The organism is Micromonospora lacuserhaii (assembly GCF_036902735.1).
Taxonomy (GTDB): domain Bacteria; phylum Actinomycetota; class Actinomycetes; order Mycobacteriales; family Micromonosporaceae; genus Micromonospora.
The window spans coordinates 136,012-152,832 of record NZ_JBAKHO010000006.1; the positions used below are offsets into that span (position 1 = coordinate 136,012).

Sequence of the window (16,821 nt, forward strand, 5' to 3'; positions counted from 1 at the left end):
CCCCGAATGGGCCGGCTGATGTCATTGGACACCAGGAGGTCTCATGCACGCGGTCGCGGCCGGCTGGCAGGGCGAGATGGCCAGGCCAGGGTGGATGTTCGCCCGCGCCCAGCCCCAGCCCCGGGCCACCAGGGCGGGACGGGGGGTCGACGCCGATCCCCCCGGTCGCCAGAATGGCCCGGTGACGCCGCGACCGGCGCCCGGACGCCACCAGGCGGCCTCCCCGGAGGCCAGCCACTCCGACCAGCTGGTCCGGCTTCTCTACGCCGAACACGCCGGTCCGCTGCTGATGTTCGTGATGCGGCTGACCGGGGGTGACCGGCAGCGCGCCGAGGACATCGTGCAGGAGACCCTGCTGCGGGCCTGGCGCAACGCGCACCGGCTGGGCGTTCAGGGCCAGGGCTCGTTGCGGCCGTGGCTGGTCACCGTGGCCCGGAGGATCGCCATCGACGAGCACCGCAGCGAGCAGGCCCGGCCGGCGGAGACGTACGACCGGGATCTGACGGCGTTCGCCGAGGCGGACAGCACCGACCGGGTGCTGCGCACCATGACGGTCGCCGACGCCCTGCGTACGCTGAGCCAGTCGCACCGGGAGATCCTGGTGGCGACGTACTTCCGGGGGCGGACGGTGCCGGAGGCGGCCGAGGAGCTGGGCCTTCCGCTCGGCACCGCCAAGTCGCGGGTCTACTACGCGCTGCGCGCCCTGCGCACGGCTCTGCAGGAGAGGGGGGTGACGGAATGAGCCGGGCAGACCACATGGACGTCGCCGCGTACGCGCTCGGCGTGCTGGACGAGCAGGACACCGAACGGTTCGAGGAGCACCTCGCGACGTGCTGGGCCTGCGCCGCCGAACTGGAGACGATGGTCCCGGTGGTGGGGCTGCTCTCCGACATCGACGGCGAGACGATGATGGCGATGGAGCACACCGCCACGGATCCGGCCCTGTTGGACCGTACCCTCGGCGCGGTGCGGGCCCATCGGCGGCGCGCGCGGATCCGGCAGGTCTTCGCGACCGCGGCGGCGGTGGTGGCGGTCGGCGCGCTCAGCGGCATCGGCGTGGCCGCCCTCGACGGCGGCGGGAACGACCAGGTGATCGCGGAGCCGACGGTGACCGTGCCGGTGGTCCCGACGGTCAACCCGCAGCCGACCCGTTCCGGGCCCGGCGCCGGTGGCCCCAACGAGATCGAGGGCGACCAGTTCGACGCCACCGACGGCAGCACCGGGGTGAAGGCCACCATGTGGCTGGCGAACAAGGAGTTCGGCACCTGGATCGGGTTCAACCTGACGAAGCTGCCCGGTCCGCGCACCTGCCGGCTGGTGGTGGTCCGCAAGAACGACACCACCGAGGTGGTCTCCACCTGGGCGGTGCCGGGCACCGGCTACGGCACCAACACCAATCCGCAGGATCTCCAGCTGGAGGCGTCCACCTCGGCGCCGCGCAACGACATCGCCAAGCTCCAGGTGCAGTCGGTGGATTCGAACGGGGTCGCCAGCCCGCTGGTCACCGTCACGCCCTGACCCGCGCCGTACCGGATCGGCGTCGGCCCCTCGCGCGGGGGCCGGCGCCGATTCGGCGTACCCGGTGACGGGCCCCGGTGTGCCTGCCCACGTACGGCCGACCGGATCGGTTCAACGGCCACCGAGTGAAATTGACCACTCTCAACCGTTCAACCTTGACAGTGGACCCTCCGTACTACTCGGTGAACTGCCAAGAATGAGGAGGGCACGTGGCACAGATGAAGCGGACCGTCATCGTCGCGAGCGCGATGGTCGCACTAACGGCCTGCGCTCCCGCGGGTTACGACGGAGCGAACTCCAGCGCCGCCGAGCCGGTCGCCGTCGCCGCGGCCGAGCCCACCGCGGCCGTCGAACCGGAGGCCAGCGCCTCCGCCGAGGCGCCCGCCGCCGAGCAGGCGCCCCCGCCCGCCGACGTCCGGCTCACCGACCAGCTGGTCGGCAAGAAGGTGGCCCGGATGGGCAACGTCGTGATGGACCAGGACGGCTGGATCCTCTACCGCTTCGACAAGGACTCGGCCGACCCGCCGTCGTCGAACTGCGTCGACAAGTGCGCGCAGGTCTGGCCGCCGGCGCTGACCGACGGCAACCCGCAGCTGCAGGGCGTCTCCGACGACAAGGTCGGCACCGTCACCCGCCAGGACGGCACCCGGCAGATCACCATCGGCGGCTGGCCGGTGTATCGGTACATCGGTGACAAGAAGCCGGGCCAGTGGAAGGGCCAGGGCGTCGGTGGCACCTGGTTCGTGGTGGACCCGAACGGCAAGAAGAACCTGACCTGCCTGCCGACCGGCACGCCGAAGGCGGTCGCCCCGCCGGCGTCGAGCGACTCGGGCAGCGGCGACTCCGGCTACTCGTACTGAGCCAGTCGCCACCGGGGACACGGTGGCCGGTCGCAGCCGGGGAGGGCGCGGCCGGCCACCGTCACGGATCCGGACGCCGGCGTACCGGCAACGTCGCGCGCCCGGGATCGCGGCGCCGGCCCGTGGGCCGGCGCCGCGATTCCGGTGCCGGACCCCTGAGCCCTCCGGGAACGGACGCGGGCGGTGGGCGCGTCGACGCCAGCAGGCGCACCCGCCGAGGTTCCCCCGGACCTGCTCCCCCACGGCCGCTCGGGCGGCCGGTCCGACCCGGGGATGGAGGCACCGCCGACGTGCAGGGCGTCGGCGGTGTCGTCCGTCACGGGGGTGTGGCGTGGCAGAGTGTCGGGGTGACCCACGAGCCCGCCGCCAGCCGGGTGCTGTGCCCCCCGGCCGAGCACCGGCTGGGCGCGACCGTCCGGGCGCTCACCTTCAGCCCGTACGACCCCTGCGCCCGGATCGCGGCCGGCACGTTCTGGTGGGCCACCCGCACCCCCGCCGGTCCGGCCACCCTGGCGCTGCGTCCCGCCGGCGGGGAGCTGGTCGCCGAGGGGTACGGCCCGGGCGCCGCCTGGGTGGTAGAGCGGGCCGACGCGGTCGCCGGGCTGCGCGACGACCTGACCGGATTCGCCGAGCTGGCCGCCGAGCACCCGCTGGTGGCCGAGCTGGCCCGGCGGCACCACGGGCTGCGGATGCCGACGACCGGCCAGGTCTTCCCCCGGGTGCTGCGGGCGGTCTTCGAGCAGAAGGTCACCGGCAAGGAGGCTTACCGGGCGTACGCGGCGACCGTGCGGCACTTCGGTGAGCCGGCGCCCGGGCCGTTGCAGCCGCTGCTGCTGCCGCCCGATCCGGCCGCGATCGCGGCGGCGCCGTACTGGATCTTCCACCCGTTCGGCGTGGAGCAGCGCCGGGCGGAGACGCTGCGCCGGGCGGCGGCGGTCGCCGAGCGGCTGGAACGCTGCGCGGACAGCGCCGAGGCCACCCGCCGGTTGACCGCGATCGCCGGCATCGGCCCGTGGACCGCCGCCGAGGTGGTCCGGGTCGCCTACGGTGACCCGGACGCGGTGAGCGTCGGCGACTACCACATCCCGAACACGGTGGCCTGGGCGCTGGCCGGCGAGGCCCGCGGCGACGACGCCCGGATGCTGGCCCTGCTGGAGCCGTTCCGCGGCCACCGGGGCCGGGTCTGCCGGCTGCTGGAGGCCGCCGGCATCCAGGCACCGAAGTTCGGGCCGCGGGCCCCGATCCGCTCCTTCGCCCGGTTCTGATCCCGGCGGCAGGTCGACGCCGGACGGTCGCCGGTCAGCCGCCGGCGCAGAGCCGGCGCAGGGTCCGCCCCAGCCACCAGGCGTACGCGTGCTGGAAGGCCCGCGTCACCGGTCCGGCCGCCCGCACGTACCAGCGGGCCGGGAGGCTGAACGCCAGCACCTCGAAGAAGACCCCGTCCGCCTCCCGGTGGACCAGGAACGCCTCCTCGCCGCGCTCCGGATGCCCGGGCAGGGTGCCGTAGCCCCAGCCGGCCCGCCGCTCGCCGGACTCGGCCCAGACCACCTCGCACGGCCCCCAGAGCCGCAGCGGACCGACCCCCAGGCCCGGGGTGACCCGGACGCCGGGCTCGGCGCGCGGCGCGTCGGTGCGCATCACCACCCCGGCGGCCCGGTGCAGCCGCCAGCTCAGCACCGCCTCGGCCGCGACGGGGTAGCACCCGTCGGGCAGCCGGTAGCGGTGCCGCAGGTGGTGCCAGCCGGCCGGCAGCGCGCCCTGCCGGGTGGCGCCCACCTCCGGGTACGTCAGCTCGGACACGCCGTCCAGCCTAGGGCGAGCGGCCCGGCTCCGCCCGGCGTGCGCCCGCCCCCCGCCGACGGCGGGACGGCCCCGGCCCGGTCAGCCCCGCTCGCAGCGACGCCTGAGCCCGTCCGCCTCCATCCGCAGGTAACGTCGCAGCGCCCGGCCGCCGAGCAGGCCGGTCAGGGGAGCGAGCGGGCCGGTCTGCACCACGGTCAGCTCGACCCGCACCCGGCCGTCGGGCAGCGGCACGATCCGGTGCTCGCCCCGGTTGTGCACGCCCGGGCTGTCCGACTCCCAGGCGAAGAAGCGGGGCGGGTCGAACTCGGTTACCCGCCAGACCGCCGGACGCAGCCAGGGCTGTTCGAGGCGGGCGGTGGACCCCAGCGTGAACGGGCCGGGCTCGCCCCGGCGGGCGGCGCGGACCGACGCGGTCCACTCCGGCCAGCGCTCGACGTCGGTCTGCACCGCCCACACCCGGTCGATGTCGGCAGCGATCTCGGTCGACGTGGTGAACCGCATGCTGTCCTCCCCGTTGGTGCCGTGCGGCGGCGCGGACCGCCGCCCCACGGGGACGACGCTGCCGCGCGGAACGTGACGGGGCCATCCGCCGGGCGGTCGGCGGTGGGTCGACCACCCGGGGCGCGGCCAGGGGGGGCAGGGTCGGTCGGCGGGCGCGGAGCGCGGTCGGCCTCAGGCGGCTTCGCGCAGGTCGGCCAGGCTGAGCGGGGTACGCCGGCGCAGCAGTTCCTCCAGCTCGGCGACGGTGCCGACCTCGCCGAGGACGTCCTTGCCGCCGCCGAAGCGGGCCGGGTAGCGGCGCACCAGCCGGTAGCGCTGCCGGCCGCGTACCAGCTCGACGGTGACCCGCCAGCGGCCGCAGCAGTCGCACACCCACTCCACCCGGCGACGGTAGCTCTGAGCTGCGGAAACGTGATCCGGGCGGGGGGTGACGAGGGGGACGGTCGGGGACACGCCGCCGCGCCACCGGCGGTGATCTGCCTCACGGTTGTCGGTGCCGTCTGGTTGACTGGTCGCCGTGGACCTGCCGATCAATCCGCCGGTCGAACCGATGCTGGCAAAGAGCGTGGCCCGACTGCCCACCGACCCCGGTCTGACGTACGAGCCGAAGTGGGACGGCTTCCGGTGCATCGTGTTCCGCGACGGCGACGAGGTCGAGCTGGCCAGCCGGGGCGGCAAGTCGATGACGCGCTACTTCCCCGAGGTGGTCGAGCAGGCCCGCCGGCAGCTGCCGGCGCGCTGCGTGGTCGACGGCGAGCTGATCGTGATCCGGCGGGACGGCCCGAGCGGTCAGCCCCGGCTCGACTTCGAGCTGCTCGCCCAGCGCATCCACCCGGCCGCCTCCCGGGTGAAGCTGCTGGCCGAGACGACGCCGGCCGACTTCGTCGCCTTCGACCTGCTCGCCCTCGGCAACGAGCTGCTGACCGACGAGCCCTACCCGGTCCGGCGGGCCCGGCTGGAGGAGGCGCTGGCCGGGGTCCGCCCGCCGGTGCACGTCACCCAGGTGACCACCGACCCGGAGGTCGCCCGCCGCTGGTTCGAGGTGTTCGAGGGCGCCGGGCTGGACGGGCTGATCGTCAAGCCGGCGGACCTGCCGTACCAGCCGGGCAAGCGGCTGATGTCCAAGGTCAAGCACGCCCGGACGGCCGACGTGGTGGTGGCCGGCTTCCGCTGGCACAAGTCCGGCCCGGTGGTCGGCTCGCTCCTGCTCGGCCTCTACGACGACGCGGGCGTGCTGCACCACGTCGGGGTGAGCGCGTCGTTCACCATGACCCGCCGGCAGGAGCTGCTGGAAGAGCTGGCGCCCTACCGGGACACCGGCGGCGAGCACCCGTGGGTGCACGGCGACCACGAGCGCGGCCAGCGCATTCCGGGCGGGGTGAGCCGGTGGACCGGCACCAAGAACCTGGAGTGGGAGCCGCTCCGGCCCGAGCTGGTGGTCGAGGTGGCCTACGACGCGATGGAAGGTGAACGGTTCCGGCACACCGCGCGGTTCGTCCGCTGGCGGCCCGACCGCGATCCCCGCTCCTGCCGCTACGACCAGCTCGACCGGCCGATCCGGTTCGATGTGGACCAGGTCCTGCGCGGCGATCCCGCGGCGACCGTCGCGCCGGCCGCCGCCGGCCCGGCGTAGCCTGGCCGGGCACACGATCACGGAGGCGTGCTGGTGACCTGCTCTACCCACCGGATCCGTCGGGTCCGGCTCACCCTGGCCGGGTTCGTCGCGGCCGCCCTGCTCGGCGCCGGTTGCACGATGCCGGCGTTCGCGCCGCGCACCGAGGGCGAGGGCACCGCCGCCGCGCCGGGCAGCGCCCCCGACTGGCGGGACTGCCCGGAGGTGGCGGAGGACCTGGTGGGCCGGGGCGCCTCGGGGATGCGGTACCAGTGCGCCAAGATCTCCGTACCCCGGAACTGGGGTTCCGGCGCCGCCAGCGGCGCGACGGCCGGCCCGGGTAGCGGGGAGACCTTCGAGATCGCGTTGCTGCGGGCCCGCTCGTCGAAGCAGCGGGGTCGGATCGGCTCGCTGGTGATCAACCCGGGCGGGCCGGGCGGGTCCGGGGTGGACACCGCGGTCTACCTCTCCTTCGGCTCGGCCTTCGGTGGGCTGCCCGCCTCGATCACCGACCGGTTCGACATCGTCGGCTTCGACCCGCGCGGGGTGTCCCGGTCCAGCCCGGTCAAGTGCATCTCCGACGCCGACCTCGACACCAGCTTCGGTTACGACCCCGACCCGCGCGGCCAGGAGTCCTTCGACGACTACGTCGCGCTGAACCGGAAGGTCGGGCGCGGCTGCGGCAACCGGTACGGCGACCAGCTCCCGCTCTACGGCACCGAGCAGGCCGCCCGGGACATGGACGCGGTCCGCGCGGCGGTCGGCGACGACAAGCTCACCTACCTGGGCTACTCCTACGGCACCCTGCTCGGCGCCACCTACGCGCAGCTCTACCCGCAGCGGGTCCGCGCGCTGGTGCTCGACGGCGCGGTGGACCCGCAGCAGAAGCTGATCGCCGGCTCGGAGAGTCAGGCCAAGGGCTTCGAGCGCGCCTTCGGCAACTTCGCCCGGTGGTGCGCGGCCAACGCCGGCCGCTGCCCGATCGCCCCGGACGCCCGGGCCGCGGTGACCTCGGCGATCGACAAGGCGAGGGTCTCGCCGGCGAAGGGCGCCGACGGGCGGGAGGCCACCTCCGGCTGGGTCTTCTACGCGGTGATCTCGTCGCTCTACACCGAGTCCGGCTGGGAGGAGCTGGCCCGGGCGATCGACCGGCTGGAGGGGGGCGACCCGACCGAGGTGTTCAAGCTAGCCGACGCGTACGCCGGGCGCGGCGAGGACGGGCACTACTCGAACCTCTTCGACGCCAACCTGGCGATCAACTGCGCCGACGAGACCGAGAAGCCCAGCCGGGAGCAGATCCGCCAGTTGCAGTCGCAGTGGCGGCAGAAGTACCCGCTGTTCGGGCCGTCCCTGGCCGTCGGGATGCTCGGTTGCGTGGAGTGGCCGGGCCAGCGGGACCCGTACCCGACCGGTAAGGCGGTGGGCGCCCCGCCGATCGTGGTGGTCGGCACCACCGGCGACCCGGCCACGCCGTACGAGCAGACGGCGCGGCTGGCCTCGATGCTGGGCGTGGGGCGGGTGCTGACCTGGGAGGGCGAGGGGCACACCGCCTACCCGCAGACGGCCTGCGTCACCGACGCCGTGGACGCCTATTTGATCTCCTTGATCGTTCCCAGACCGGGGCTTCGCTGTCCGGCCCGTTGAGCGGCCGATGCGGCTCCGGTTCGGGCAGCTCGATGCCCTGCCGGGCCGTCAACTCCTCCAGCAGCATCCGCATCCGCCGCACGTCCCGCTTCAGTTCCTCCTGCTCGGCATGCTCGAAGGCGTCGTCGTCGACGATGAGGCGGCTGGCGAAGTGCGCGGTGATCAGTGGGATGACCAGCAGCACCATGGTGGAGATCAGCAGCGCGGCGAGGGTGCGCCCCGCCCAGGTGGTCGGGGAGATGTCGCCGTAGCCGACGGTGGAGGCGGTGACCACCGCCCACCAGACCGCGTCGGCGGGGCTGCGGTTCTCCACCTCGCCGTAGATCACCCCGGCCACCACGATCATCAACAGGTACGACGTGATCAGCGTGCGCGGTGAGTTCGCGAACCACACCAGCCCGCGGTAGACCCACCGGAAGGGCAGCAGCAGGATCTCCATGCCGCACCATGCTGCCCGGTGGAGGCAACCGGTGGGGGGACATCGCCCGGTGTCGCTGTGGCAGGCTGCCGACCATGAGCGATGTGATCTTCCGGGAGGCGGTCCGGGCGGACCTGCCCGCCATCCTCGCCCTGGTCGCCGACGACGTGCTGGGCAAGGCCCGGGACCACACCGAGGTGGACGAGGCGTACGAGCGGGCCTTCGCGGACATCACCGCCGACCCGCGCAACGAGGAGATCGTCGCCGAGCGGGCCGGTGAGCTGGTCGGCTGCCTCCAGATCACCTACATCCCGGGGCTCGGCCGGCACGGCGCGGAGCGCGCCCTGATCGAGTCGGTGCGGGTCCGCGCCGACCAGCGCGGTCAGGGCCTGGGCCGGCGGATGATGGAGTGGGCCGTCGACCGGGCGCGGGAGCGGGGCTGCGCTCTGGTGCAGCTCACCACCGACAAGAGCCGGGAGGACGCGCACCGGTTCTATCGGAACCTCGGGTTCGAGGCGAGCCACGAGGGCATGAAGCTGCACCTGTGAACCGGGCATCGCCCGGCCGGGCGGCGGACCTGCCGGTCGGACGCTACAAACCTGATGACGCGAACGAATCAGCCGGCACGGTAGGCCCGTCCTCGGCGATGCCGTCAACGGCATCAAGTTCGTAGCGTCCGAGCACCCGTACCGAGCCCCCCGAAGGCCCGTCCCCGCCCCCCGCCGGTCAGTCGTCGACGAGCTGGCCGTCGCGCAGGGTCAGGCTGCGGTCGGCCAGCTCGATCAGGCCGGCGTCGTGCGTCGCCACCAGCGCGGTCATCCCCCGGGCGTGCACGACCGCCCGGAGCAGGTCCATGATGGACCGCCCGGTCTCCGAGTCGAGCTGCCCGGTCGGCTCGTCGGCGATCAGCAGGTCCGGCTCGTTGGCCAGCGCCCGGGCCACCGCCACCCGCTGCTGCTGGCCGCCGGAGAGCTCGTACGGCCGCTGCGCGGCGTGCCCACCCAGCCCGACCAGCTCCAGCAGCACCGCCACCCGCTCCTCCCGCTCCTTCGCCGGCACCCGGGCCAGCCGCAGCGGTACGCCGACGTTCTCGGCCGCCGACAGGATCGGCACCAGCCCGAAGGTCTGGAACACGAAGCCCACGGTGCCCCGGCGCAGCCGCAGCAGCTCCGCCTCCCCCGCGCCCGTCACGTCGTGCCCGGCCACCCGGACCCGGCCGGTGTCGGGCCGGTCCAGCCCACCCACCAGGTTCAGCAGGGTCGTCTTGCCGGCGCCGGAGCGGCCGCGCACCGCCACCAGCTCGCCCCGCCCGGCGGTGAACGACACGTCCCGCACGGCGTGCACCGCCCGCGCGCCCCGCCCGAAGGTCCGGCTCACCGCCTCGACCCGGACCACCTCGTCGCGCACCGCCGCCGCACCGGGGCGGACCGAGACCTGCTCACTCATGCGTCACTCCCGTTCATCTCCGGCGTACGGTCACCGGGGCGGACCTGCACGTGATCCGGTTCGAGGTTCAGCCGGACCCGGTCGCGCAGCGCCAGGGCGTCCACGAAGGGCGCCGGCAGCTGCATCCGGCCGCCGCGGTCGAGCACCGCGTATTCCTCGCTGACCAGCTCGGTGCTGCCGTCGGCGCCGAGCCGCGCGGTCCGGTGCACCTCGGAGGCGGTCCGGCCGTCGCGGATCGCGACGGTCCGGCGGACCTGCCCGGCCACGGCCTGGTCGTGGGTGACCACCACCACGGTCACCCCCAGCTCGGCGTTGATGGTCCGCAGGGCGGTGAACACCTCGGCGCCGGTCGCCTCGTCCAGCTCGCCGGTCGGCTCGTCGGCGAAGAGCACCTCCGGGTCGTTGGCGACCGCCACCGCCACCGCGCAGCGCTGCTGCTCGCCACCGCTGAGCTGCCCCGGCCGCCGGTCGGCGCAGTACCCCACCCCGACCAGGTCGAGCAGCTCCTCCGCCCGCTGCCGGCGGGCCCGGCCCCCGCCACCCCGGCCGGCCAGCCGCATCGGCAGCTCCACGTTCTCCCGCGCGCTCAGGTACGGCAGCAGGTTGCGGCCGGTCTGCTGCCAGACGAAGCCGACCATCCGCCGCCGGTAGCTCAACCGACGGCGGTTGGTGAGGTTGAGCAGGTCGTACTCCCCCACCCGGGCGATCCCGGCGGTCGGCGTGTCCAGCCCGGAGAGGATGTTGAGCAGCGTCGACTTGCCCGAACCCGAGGCCCCGACGATCGCCACCAGCTCGCCCCGGTCGATGACCAGGTCCAGCCCCTGAAGGGCCACCACCTCGACACCCTCGGTCTTGAAGATCCGGACCAGGCCGTCGCAGACGATGTGACCGCGCAGCCGGTCCTGGCCGCCGGCCCGCTCGGCGGCCCGCCGGGCCGCCCGCCGTTGCAGGTCGGCCAGATCGGGTACGACGGAACTCTCCGCGGTAGCGGTCATGTCAGCTCTCCTCTCCGAGCCGAAGCACCTCACCGAGGCGCAACCGGCGGTTGTTCAGGGCCTCCACCGCCACCGCGAAGCCGAGGGCGACCGCGCCGAGCGCGACCACCGCCGCGACCAGGCCGGGCGAGAACGCCACCCGCACGGGGGCGCCACTGGTGAAGGCGGACAGACCGAGCACGGGGATGAGCAGCAGCGGCAGCAACGCACCGACCAGCGCGCCGGTGAGCACCGCGGCGCCCACCAGCGGGGCCAGCTCCACCAGCAGCATCCCCCGCCACTGCCGGCGGGACAGGCCCAGGGTGCGCAGGCGGGACAGCATCTGACCCCGCGACCGCGCCCCGGCCAGCACGGTGAACGCGATCGCCAGCAGCCCCAGGACCGCGCCGGCACCGGCTCCCGCGGCGAAGCCGAACGCGAGCACCCCGTTCACCCCGCCCTCGCCCAACTCCCGGCGGATCTGCGTCCAGGTGACCACCCGCACGCCGAGTGGTCGATCCTTGCCGACGACCGCCCCGCTGCGCTGGAACCGCGCCTGCCCCTCGTCGCCGGCCCGACGCAGCGTCGCCGCGTCGAGGTCGTCCCCGGCGACCAGGTAACCGGTGGGCACGACGGCGTGATCCCGGTGGGGCAGCGCCTGCCAGGGCAGCACGATGAACCGGCCGTTGGCCGTCTCCAGCATGGGGAAGGCGTCCGCCCGGTCGGCCACCCGGAACTCGTACCGCTGGCCCTGCACGGTGACGAAGGCGGAGCTGTCCAGGCCGGCGGCGGCCAGGTCGGCGGCGACCGCCGGGGACACCACCGCGGGCAGCGGTCCGGCCGTCCCGGCGGGGGCCAGGAGCGCGGCGGGCACCCGCACGTCCCGCCCGGCCTCCCGGGCCGTCCGTGCCAGGGCCGGCCCGTCGACCAGCAGAACGCTGACGTCGCGGATCGCAGCGGCGACGCCGTCGCTGTCCTTCGCCAGCCGCTGCGCCGGCTCGGCGAGCAGCGGCGCCGCCGACCGGACCCCGGGCAGTTCCACCAGCCGCGCACCGGTGTCCGGGGCGAACCGCTCACCCCGGACGAGCGCGTCGGCGGGCACCCGACCGTCGGCGACCGCGTCCCGGCCGGCCTCGACCCCGGTGGCCACGACGGCACAGAAGCCGGCGGTCCCGATCGCCAGCACGACCACCACCAGCGGCGCGGTGACCACGGCGGCGTCGGCCCGGGCGGTGCCCAGGAATGCCACGCTGCCCCGCGCCCGGGCCGCGAGCCGGCCGGCCAGCCGCAGCGGCCACGGATAGAGCCGGATCACGACCACCGCCGCCGCGACGGCCAGCAGCACCGGCACCCCCACCAGCAGCGGGTCGACCTCGCCGAGGGTGAGTCCCCGGCGGCGCAGCAGCACCACCCCCAGCACGGCGAGCAGCAGGACGCCCAGTTCGACGGTGACCCGGTGGGCCGAGGGCCGCGAGCGCGTCCCGCTCCGCCGCCCGACGACCCCGGTCGGCGCCGCGGCCGTCGCCACCGGCAGGGCCAGCGTGACCAGGACGGTGAACAGCCCCGCCAGCGCCACGACGTCCCCGGGCGGCCCGGGGACCAGCGTCCCGAGCAGCCAACCCAGCACGGCGGCCGGCGGCGCCACCAGCAGCGACTCGGCGAGGCTGCGCCGGACGCCCGCGCCGACCGTGCCGCCGCGGGCGCGCAGCAGGGTGAACTCGCTGCGCCGGCGGCGGACCGCGGAGCCGGTGGCCAGCACGACCAGCCCGGCCAGGGTCGCCAGCACCCCCGCCCCGATCACCGCGAGCAGGGTGCGGGCGGCCGCCATCCCGTCCACGAACTCCCCCAGCGGGATGTCCAACCGCTGGTAGAACGTCCGACCCCCGGTCTCTCGGGACATCCGCCGTACGCCGTCGACGAGCGGGGTCAGCTCGCGGACGTCGAACCGGGTGGCGTCCACCCGATACCGCCAGCTGAACTGCACCGGCCGGCCCGCGGCGGCCTGCCGGTCCAGGGCCGTGCCACTGATCACCGCGGCGACGGTGAACGGCTCGCCGTCGCCCTGCGGCTCGACGATCCGGAGCAGGGAGAAGAGGTCGTCCCAGCTGCCGTCGGCGGGATCGGTGGGCTGGAACAGACCCACCACCCGCAGCTGCGTCGGGGCCGGCGCACCTGGCAGCGTCTCGCCCGCCGCGAGGGTCAGCCGACTGCCCACCCGCAGGTTGAGCGGGCGGGCCACGTCGGCGGCCAGCGCCACCTGCACGGGCTGGTCCGCGGCCGTGGCCTCGTCCGGCCAGCGTCCGTCGACCAGCGTGCCAGCCTCCCGGATGCCCGGCACCGTGCGCAGGCCGAGATCGACCAGGAGGTTCTTCGCCGCCAGGTCCGGGCCGCTCACCCGGCTCGGCGGGATGTCCGCGGTGAACCACCGCGACCCGACCGCCGAGCGCACCTCGGCCGGCATGGCCGCCTGCAGGGTGTCCAGGTCCGCCCGCTGGTCGGCCAGCAGCGACCCACCGCCGCCGGCGGCGACGAGCCGCGGTGAGAAGTACGTCAGATCCCGGACCTGCGCGGGCTGACCGGCGAAAGACTCCCGCAGGCCCCGCTCGGCCTGCCGGTTCACCAGCCGCGGCACCCCGCTGACCAGCAGCGTGGCGACCATCGTCAGCACCGCGAGCAGCACGAACTGCCCGCCGTTCGCCCGGATTCGGCGAACCACCTCGCCGACGCCCACCGCTGCGCCTCCGCGTACCCGACCGTCCGGTGTCACCGATCTCCCCCGATCCGCAGCTGCGCCGCCGCCACCCGCTGCCGGATGCCGAGGGCGATGAACACGCTGCACACCAGCGCCGCCAGCAGCAGCCCCACCGCGGTCACCCCGATCGGTGCCCAGGGCAGCGCGAAGGCCGCCTCGGGCACGGGCCGGTCGGCCGACGGGGTGAGGACGACCAGCGGCGCCATCGTCGCGCCGACCGCCGTGCCGAGCAGCAGGCCGACCCCGACCCCGATCCCGGCCAGGAAGGTCTGCTCGGCCAGCAACGCCCGGGCCAGCAGCCGCGGTGAGGCGCCGAGGGTGTGCAGCACCGCGAACTCACCGAGCCGGTGTCGGGCGGTGGCCCAGACGTCGACCATCAGGCCGACCAGGGCCAGCAGCACCGACCCGAGCGCGGCGGCCAGCAGGCCGGTGCGGGCGCCCTGCCAGTACGGGTCCGCGGCGGCCTGCTCGGCCACCTCCGTCCGGTCGAGCAGGGTGGTGCCGGGCAGTTCGCCGAGCGCGCGGGCCGCCTCGGCGTGCCCCCCGTCGGCGGCGGAGAGCCACCACTCGGCCGGGGGACGGATGACGCCGTGGTCGCGCACCAGCCAGTCGACGGCGGCGGGCAGATCCAGCAGGATGCCCGCCCCGGTGGTGGTGGGCACGGCGGCGACCTCGCCGGCGAAGGTCACCGGCACGGTGACGCCGGAGAGGCTGAGGGAAACGACGTCCCCGGGGCGCAGGCTCAGCGCCTCGCGGACCGCCGGCGTCATCAGCGCGGGCACCGGCCGGTTCTCACCGGGCGGCACCACCAGGAAGCGGGACGAGATCTGGTTGGCGAAGCGGCCGCCGTCGAAGTACGGGACCGTGTGCTCCGCGGTCAGGCCGGTGGCGGTGACCGCCATCGCGAGCTTCTCCTGCGGATCACCGGCGGTCGCGCGCCAGCCGTCGCCGAGCCGCACCGGCTGGACCGTTCCGTCCGCGCCGACGGCTCCCAGGCCGGTCAGCTCGAGCCGGTACGCCCGGCCCCGCACGTCCCCGGCGTCGAGTTCGAACCCGGCCAGCCGCAGCCCGCCCGGCCCGGCGTCGGGCAGGGCGACGGTGAACGGCAGCGCCGTGCCGTCGCTGCCGGCGGTGGCCACGGGCAGCCGGAAGGCCAACCCGTCGGCCCGGGTGAGCAGGACCGCCACCGCGACCCGGTGCGGGACGACGGCGCCGCGGACCGGGGTGCGGACGGTGCCGGTGAGCGAGGCGGCACCGGCGGGCAGGTCCACTCCGGCGGGCGCCCCCCGGGCCCGGGTCAACCGGTCGAACAGGGCCGGCACCGGCTCGTCGGCCAGCCGGCCGTTGAGCCGGACCAGACCGCTCGCCGCGGACGCGTCGAGGCTCACCACCGTCGCCGGCAGGTCGTTGCGGCCGACCCGGATCTCGTCCCGCCACGCCGGCAGGGCCCGGTCCAGGCCGGGCAGTGCCGCGAGCCGTCCGGCCCGGTCGTCGGGGGCGGTGCCGCTGCGTTCGACCAGCCGCAGGTCGGCGCCGACGGTGTGGTCCGCCCGTTCGACCTGGGACCGCTCGCCGGTGCTGATCAGCGACCAGGCCAGGGTGCTGCCGCCGACGGCCAGCGCGAGCAGCAGCACCGGCCCGGCGTGCGGCCGGCGGCCCGCCTGCCACATGCCGAACATGGTCGCCGTCCACGGCCGCCGGTCGACGAACCGCTCGGCGAACCGGGTCGCCGGCGGCAGCAGCCGCAGCGCCACCACCGCCCCGGCGAGCACGCCCAGCGTGGGCGCGGCGACCAGCAGCGGGTCCACCCCGAGCCGGCCGCCGGCGCCGGTCACCGGCGACGAGTACTGCCGCAGCTGCGCCCAGGCCAGCACGGCGAACCCGACCAGCACCAGGTCGACGCCGGCCCGCTGCACGGCGGCGGACCGGGTCGGCCGGGACCGGGCCGCCATGTCCGCCACGTACGTCCCCGCGCCGCGCAGCGTGGGGGCGACCATCACCACCAGGCAGCCCGCGGCGGTGGCGGCGGCGGCCGCCCACACCAGGGTCCCGCTGCCCGCGGCCGCGCCGAGGTCCACCGGCCCGTCGGCGCCCAACCGGCGCAGCGCCCCGCCGGCGAGCAGCGGCCCGAACACGGCGGCGGGCACCACCACCAGGCTCGCTTCCCGGGCGGCGAGCCCGGCCAACTGCCCGCGGGCGGCGCCGCGGGCGCGGAGCAGGGCCGTCTGCGGCCGCCGGTCCTGGTGCAGCAGCGCGGCGATCAGCACCAGGGCGTATCCGCCGAGGACGACGACGAGCAGCAGCGGGGTGGCCAGCGCGGAGCGGCCGGCGAGGTCCGCGCGGCCGATCCGGTCGAGCAGCCGGTCCATGTTCGTGACGGTCTGCGCGGACGAGCCGAGGCCGGCCACCTCGGGCACGTCGGTGGCGGCGGACGCCAGCGCCCGACGCACCTCGGGCAGCCGGGACGCCTCCACCGCGGTGAGGTCCGGGGCCACCACCCAGGAGGCGGAGACCGAGCCGGGGAAGGTCGTTGCGAAGGCCGCGGGGTCCAGCACGAACGGCCCGAACGACGAGTCGGAGCCGGCGTCCGTCGGGGCGCCCACCCCGGGCGCCAGCCGCCAGTACGGGTCGGCGGGGTCGCGGGGTCGCCAGGTGCCGGTCAGCAGCAGCTCGCCGTCCCGGCCGGAGCTGCGGTCGCGTACCGGCACCCGCTCCCCCGGGGTCAGGCCCAACCCGGCCGCGACCCGCTCCGGCAGGGTCACCTGCAGCGGCCCACCGCCGCCGACGGCCGGCCAGGAGCCGCCGGTCAGCTCCGCGTACCGGGGCAGGTCCTCGAGGGTGGTGAGGCCGGCGAAGGCCGGGTCGTCGTTCGAGCGGGTGACCGGGCCGAGGTCGCCGATGAGTTCCCGGCCGGTGCCGTACCGGGCGGTGGTCACGGTGACCGGGGCGCCACCGAGGCCGCCCGCGAGGCGGTCCCGGACCGCCCGGTCACGGCTGGTGAATTCGGCCAGGTCACGTCCGGCGGAGCCGCTGACCAGCAGGCTGCGTTCCTCGACCGGCGCGGAGGCGAGCAGGGCACGTTGCCCGGCCTCGGTCGCCCGGCGGTTGTAGTCGGAGAGTCCGGTGACCAACGCGACCGCCACCAGTGCCGCGACCACGGCGGCGAGCAGCAGCCCCCGTGCGGCGCGCGCCCGCCTCCACACCAGCTTCATCCGACGTCCTCCCCGGGCCCGCGATCGGGCCGACGACGAGAAGAAGTGCCGGCGGGTACGGAAAGGTTCGCGCCCGTTACA

At 75.4% G+C, this 16,821-nt stretch carries 15 protein-coding genes; 7 read left to right on the forward strand and 8 right to left on the reverse strand.

Annotated features, from left to right (window positions below; all coding sequences use genetic code 11):
- Window positions 1-43 precede the first annotated feature (43 nt).
- From V6U81_RS06410 to V6U81_RS06425, 4 genes are all read left to right on the forward strand, one after another.
- Window positions 44-742, forward strand: coding sequence for a sigma-70 family RNA polymerase sigma factor (locus V6U81_RS06410; RefSeq protein WP_334485418.1), 699 nt, complete (start codon window positions 44-46; stop codon window positions 740-742).
- On the forward strand, window positions 739-1,518 hold the full coding sequence (locus tag V6U81_RS06415) for an anti-sigma factor family protein (protein WP_334485420.1): 780 nt from the start codon (window positions 739-741) through the stop codon (window positions 1,516-1,518). Before V6U81_RS06410 ends, V6U81_RS06415 begins: the two co-directional genes overlap by 4 nt.
- Window positions 1,519-1,727: 209 nt before the next feature.
- Window positions 1,728-2,378, forward strand: a complete 651-nt coding sequence (locus tag V6U81_RS06420) for a COG4315 family predicted lipoprotein (RefSeq protein WP_334485423.1) — start codon at window positions 1,728-1,730, stop codon at window positions 2,376-2,378.
- 347 nt (window positions 2,379-2,725) lie between these two features.
- Complete coding sequence (locus V6U81_RS06425; protein ID WP_334485425.1) at window positions 2,726-3,643, forward strand: DNA-3-methyladenine glycosylase family protein; 918 nt, start codon at window positions 2,726-2,728, stop codon at window positions 3,641-3,643.
- A gap of 34 nt (window positions 3,644-3,677) precedes the next feature.
- On the opposite strand, the gene V6U81_RS06430 is transcribed toward V6U81_RS06425, so the two are convergent.
- The 3 genes from V6U81_RS06430 to V6U81_RS06440 form a co-directional block, all read right to left on the reverse strand.
- Window positions 3,678-4,178, reverse strand: coding sequence for a DUF1990 family protein (locus V6U81_RS06430; RefSeq protein ID WP_334485427.1), 501 nt, complete (start codon window positions 4,176-4,178; stop codon window positions 3,678-3,680).
- Between the two features lie 81 nt (window positions 4,179-4,259).
- Window positions 4,260-4,682 (reverse strand): SRPBCC family protein, encoded by a 423-nt coding sequence (locus V6U81_RS06435; protein ID WP_334485429.1) that lies wholly within the window; start codon window positions 4,680-4,682, stop codon window positions 4,260-4,262.
- Between the two features lie 171 nt (window positions 4,683-4,853).
- Window positions 4,854-5,063, reverse strand: a complete 210-nt coding sequence (locus tag V6U81_RS06440) for a hypothetical protein (protein ID WP_334485431.1) — start codon at window positions 5,061-5,063, stop codon at window positions 4,854-4,856.
- 136 nt (window positions 5,064-5,199) lie between these two features.
- Between V6U81_RS06440 and V6U81_RS06445 the strand changes: the two genes are divergently transcribed.
- Window positions 5,200-6,315, forward strand: a complete 1,116-nt coding sequence (locus V6U81_RS06445) for an ATP-dependent DNA ligase (protein WP_334485433.1) — start codon at window positions 5,200-5,202, stop codon at window positions 6,313-6,315.
- A 54-nt stretch (window positions 6,316-6,369) separates the two neighbouring features.
- Window positions 6,370-7,938, forward strand: a complete 1,569-nt coding sequence (locus V6U81_RS06450; protein ID WP_334485559.1) for an alpha/beta hydrolase — start codon at window positions 6,370-6,372, stop codon at window positions 7,936-7,938.
- Here the strand turns inward: V6U81_RS06450 and V6U81_RS06455 are convergent.
- The gene (locus V6U81_RS06455) at window positions 7,865-8,377 is read right to left on the reverse strand and encodes a potassium channel family protein (RefSeq protein WP_334485435.1); all 513 of its coding nucleotides are present in this window, start codon (window positions 8,375-8,377) and stop codon (window positions 7,865-7,867) included. The genes V6U81_RS06450 and V6U81_RS06455 overlap by 74 nt on opposite strands.
- Before the next feature lie 74 nt (window positions 8,378-8,451).
- On the opposite strand from V6U81_RS06455, the gene V6U81_RS06460 reads away from it, so the two are divergent.
- The gene (locus V6U81_RS06460) at window positions 8,452-8,904 is read left to right on the forward strand and encodes a GNAT family N-acetyltransferase (protein WP_334485437.1); all 453 of its coding nucleotides are present in this window, start codon (window positions 8,452-8,454) and stop codon (window positions 8,902-8,904) included.
- A gap of 178 nt (window positions 8,905-9,082) precedes the next feature.
- Here V6U81_RS06460 and V6U81_RS06465 read toward each other — a convergent pair whose 3' ends face one another.
- From V6U81_RS06465 to V6U81_RS06480, 4 genes are read right to left on the reverse strand one after another with little or no spacing between them, the layout of a single operon-like run.
- Window positions 9,083-9,802, reverse strand: a complete 720-nt coding sequence (locus V6U81_RS06465; RefSeq protein WP_334485438.1) for an ABC transporter ATP-binding protein — start codon at window positions 9,800-9,802, stop codon at window positions 9,083-9,085.
- Window positions 9,799-10,797 carry an ABC transporter ATP-binding protein gene (locus V6U81_RS06470; protein WP_334485439.1) on the reverse strand — a complete coding sequence of 333 codons (999 nt, stop codon included), beginning with the start codon at window positions 10,795-10,797 and terminating at the stop codon, window positions 9,799-9,801. The genes V6U81_RS06465 and V6U81_RS06470 overlap by 4 nt, the downstream gene beginning before the upstream one ends.
- A 1-nt stretch (window position 10,798) precedes the next feature.
- Window positions 10,799-13,543, reverse strand: a complete 2,745-nt coding sequence (locus tag V6U81_RS06475) for an FtsX-like permease family protein (protein WP_334485441.1) — start codon at window positions 13,541-13,543, stop codon at window positions 10,799-10,801.
- Entirely contained in the window at window positions 13,540-16,740 is a 3,201-nt protein-coding gene (locus tag V6U81_RS06480; RefSeq protein WP_334485443.1) for an FtsX-like permease family protein, read from the reverse strand. The genes V6U81_RS06475 and V6U81_RS06480 overlap by 4 nt, the downstream gene beginning before the upstream one ends.
- Between the last annotated feature and the right edge of the window lie 81 nt (window positions 16,741-16,821).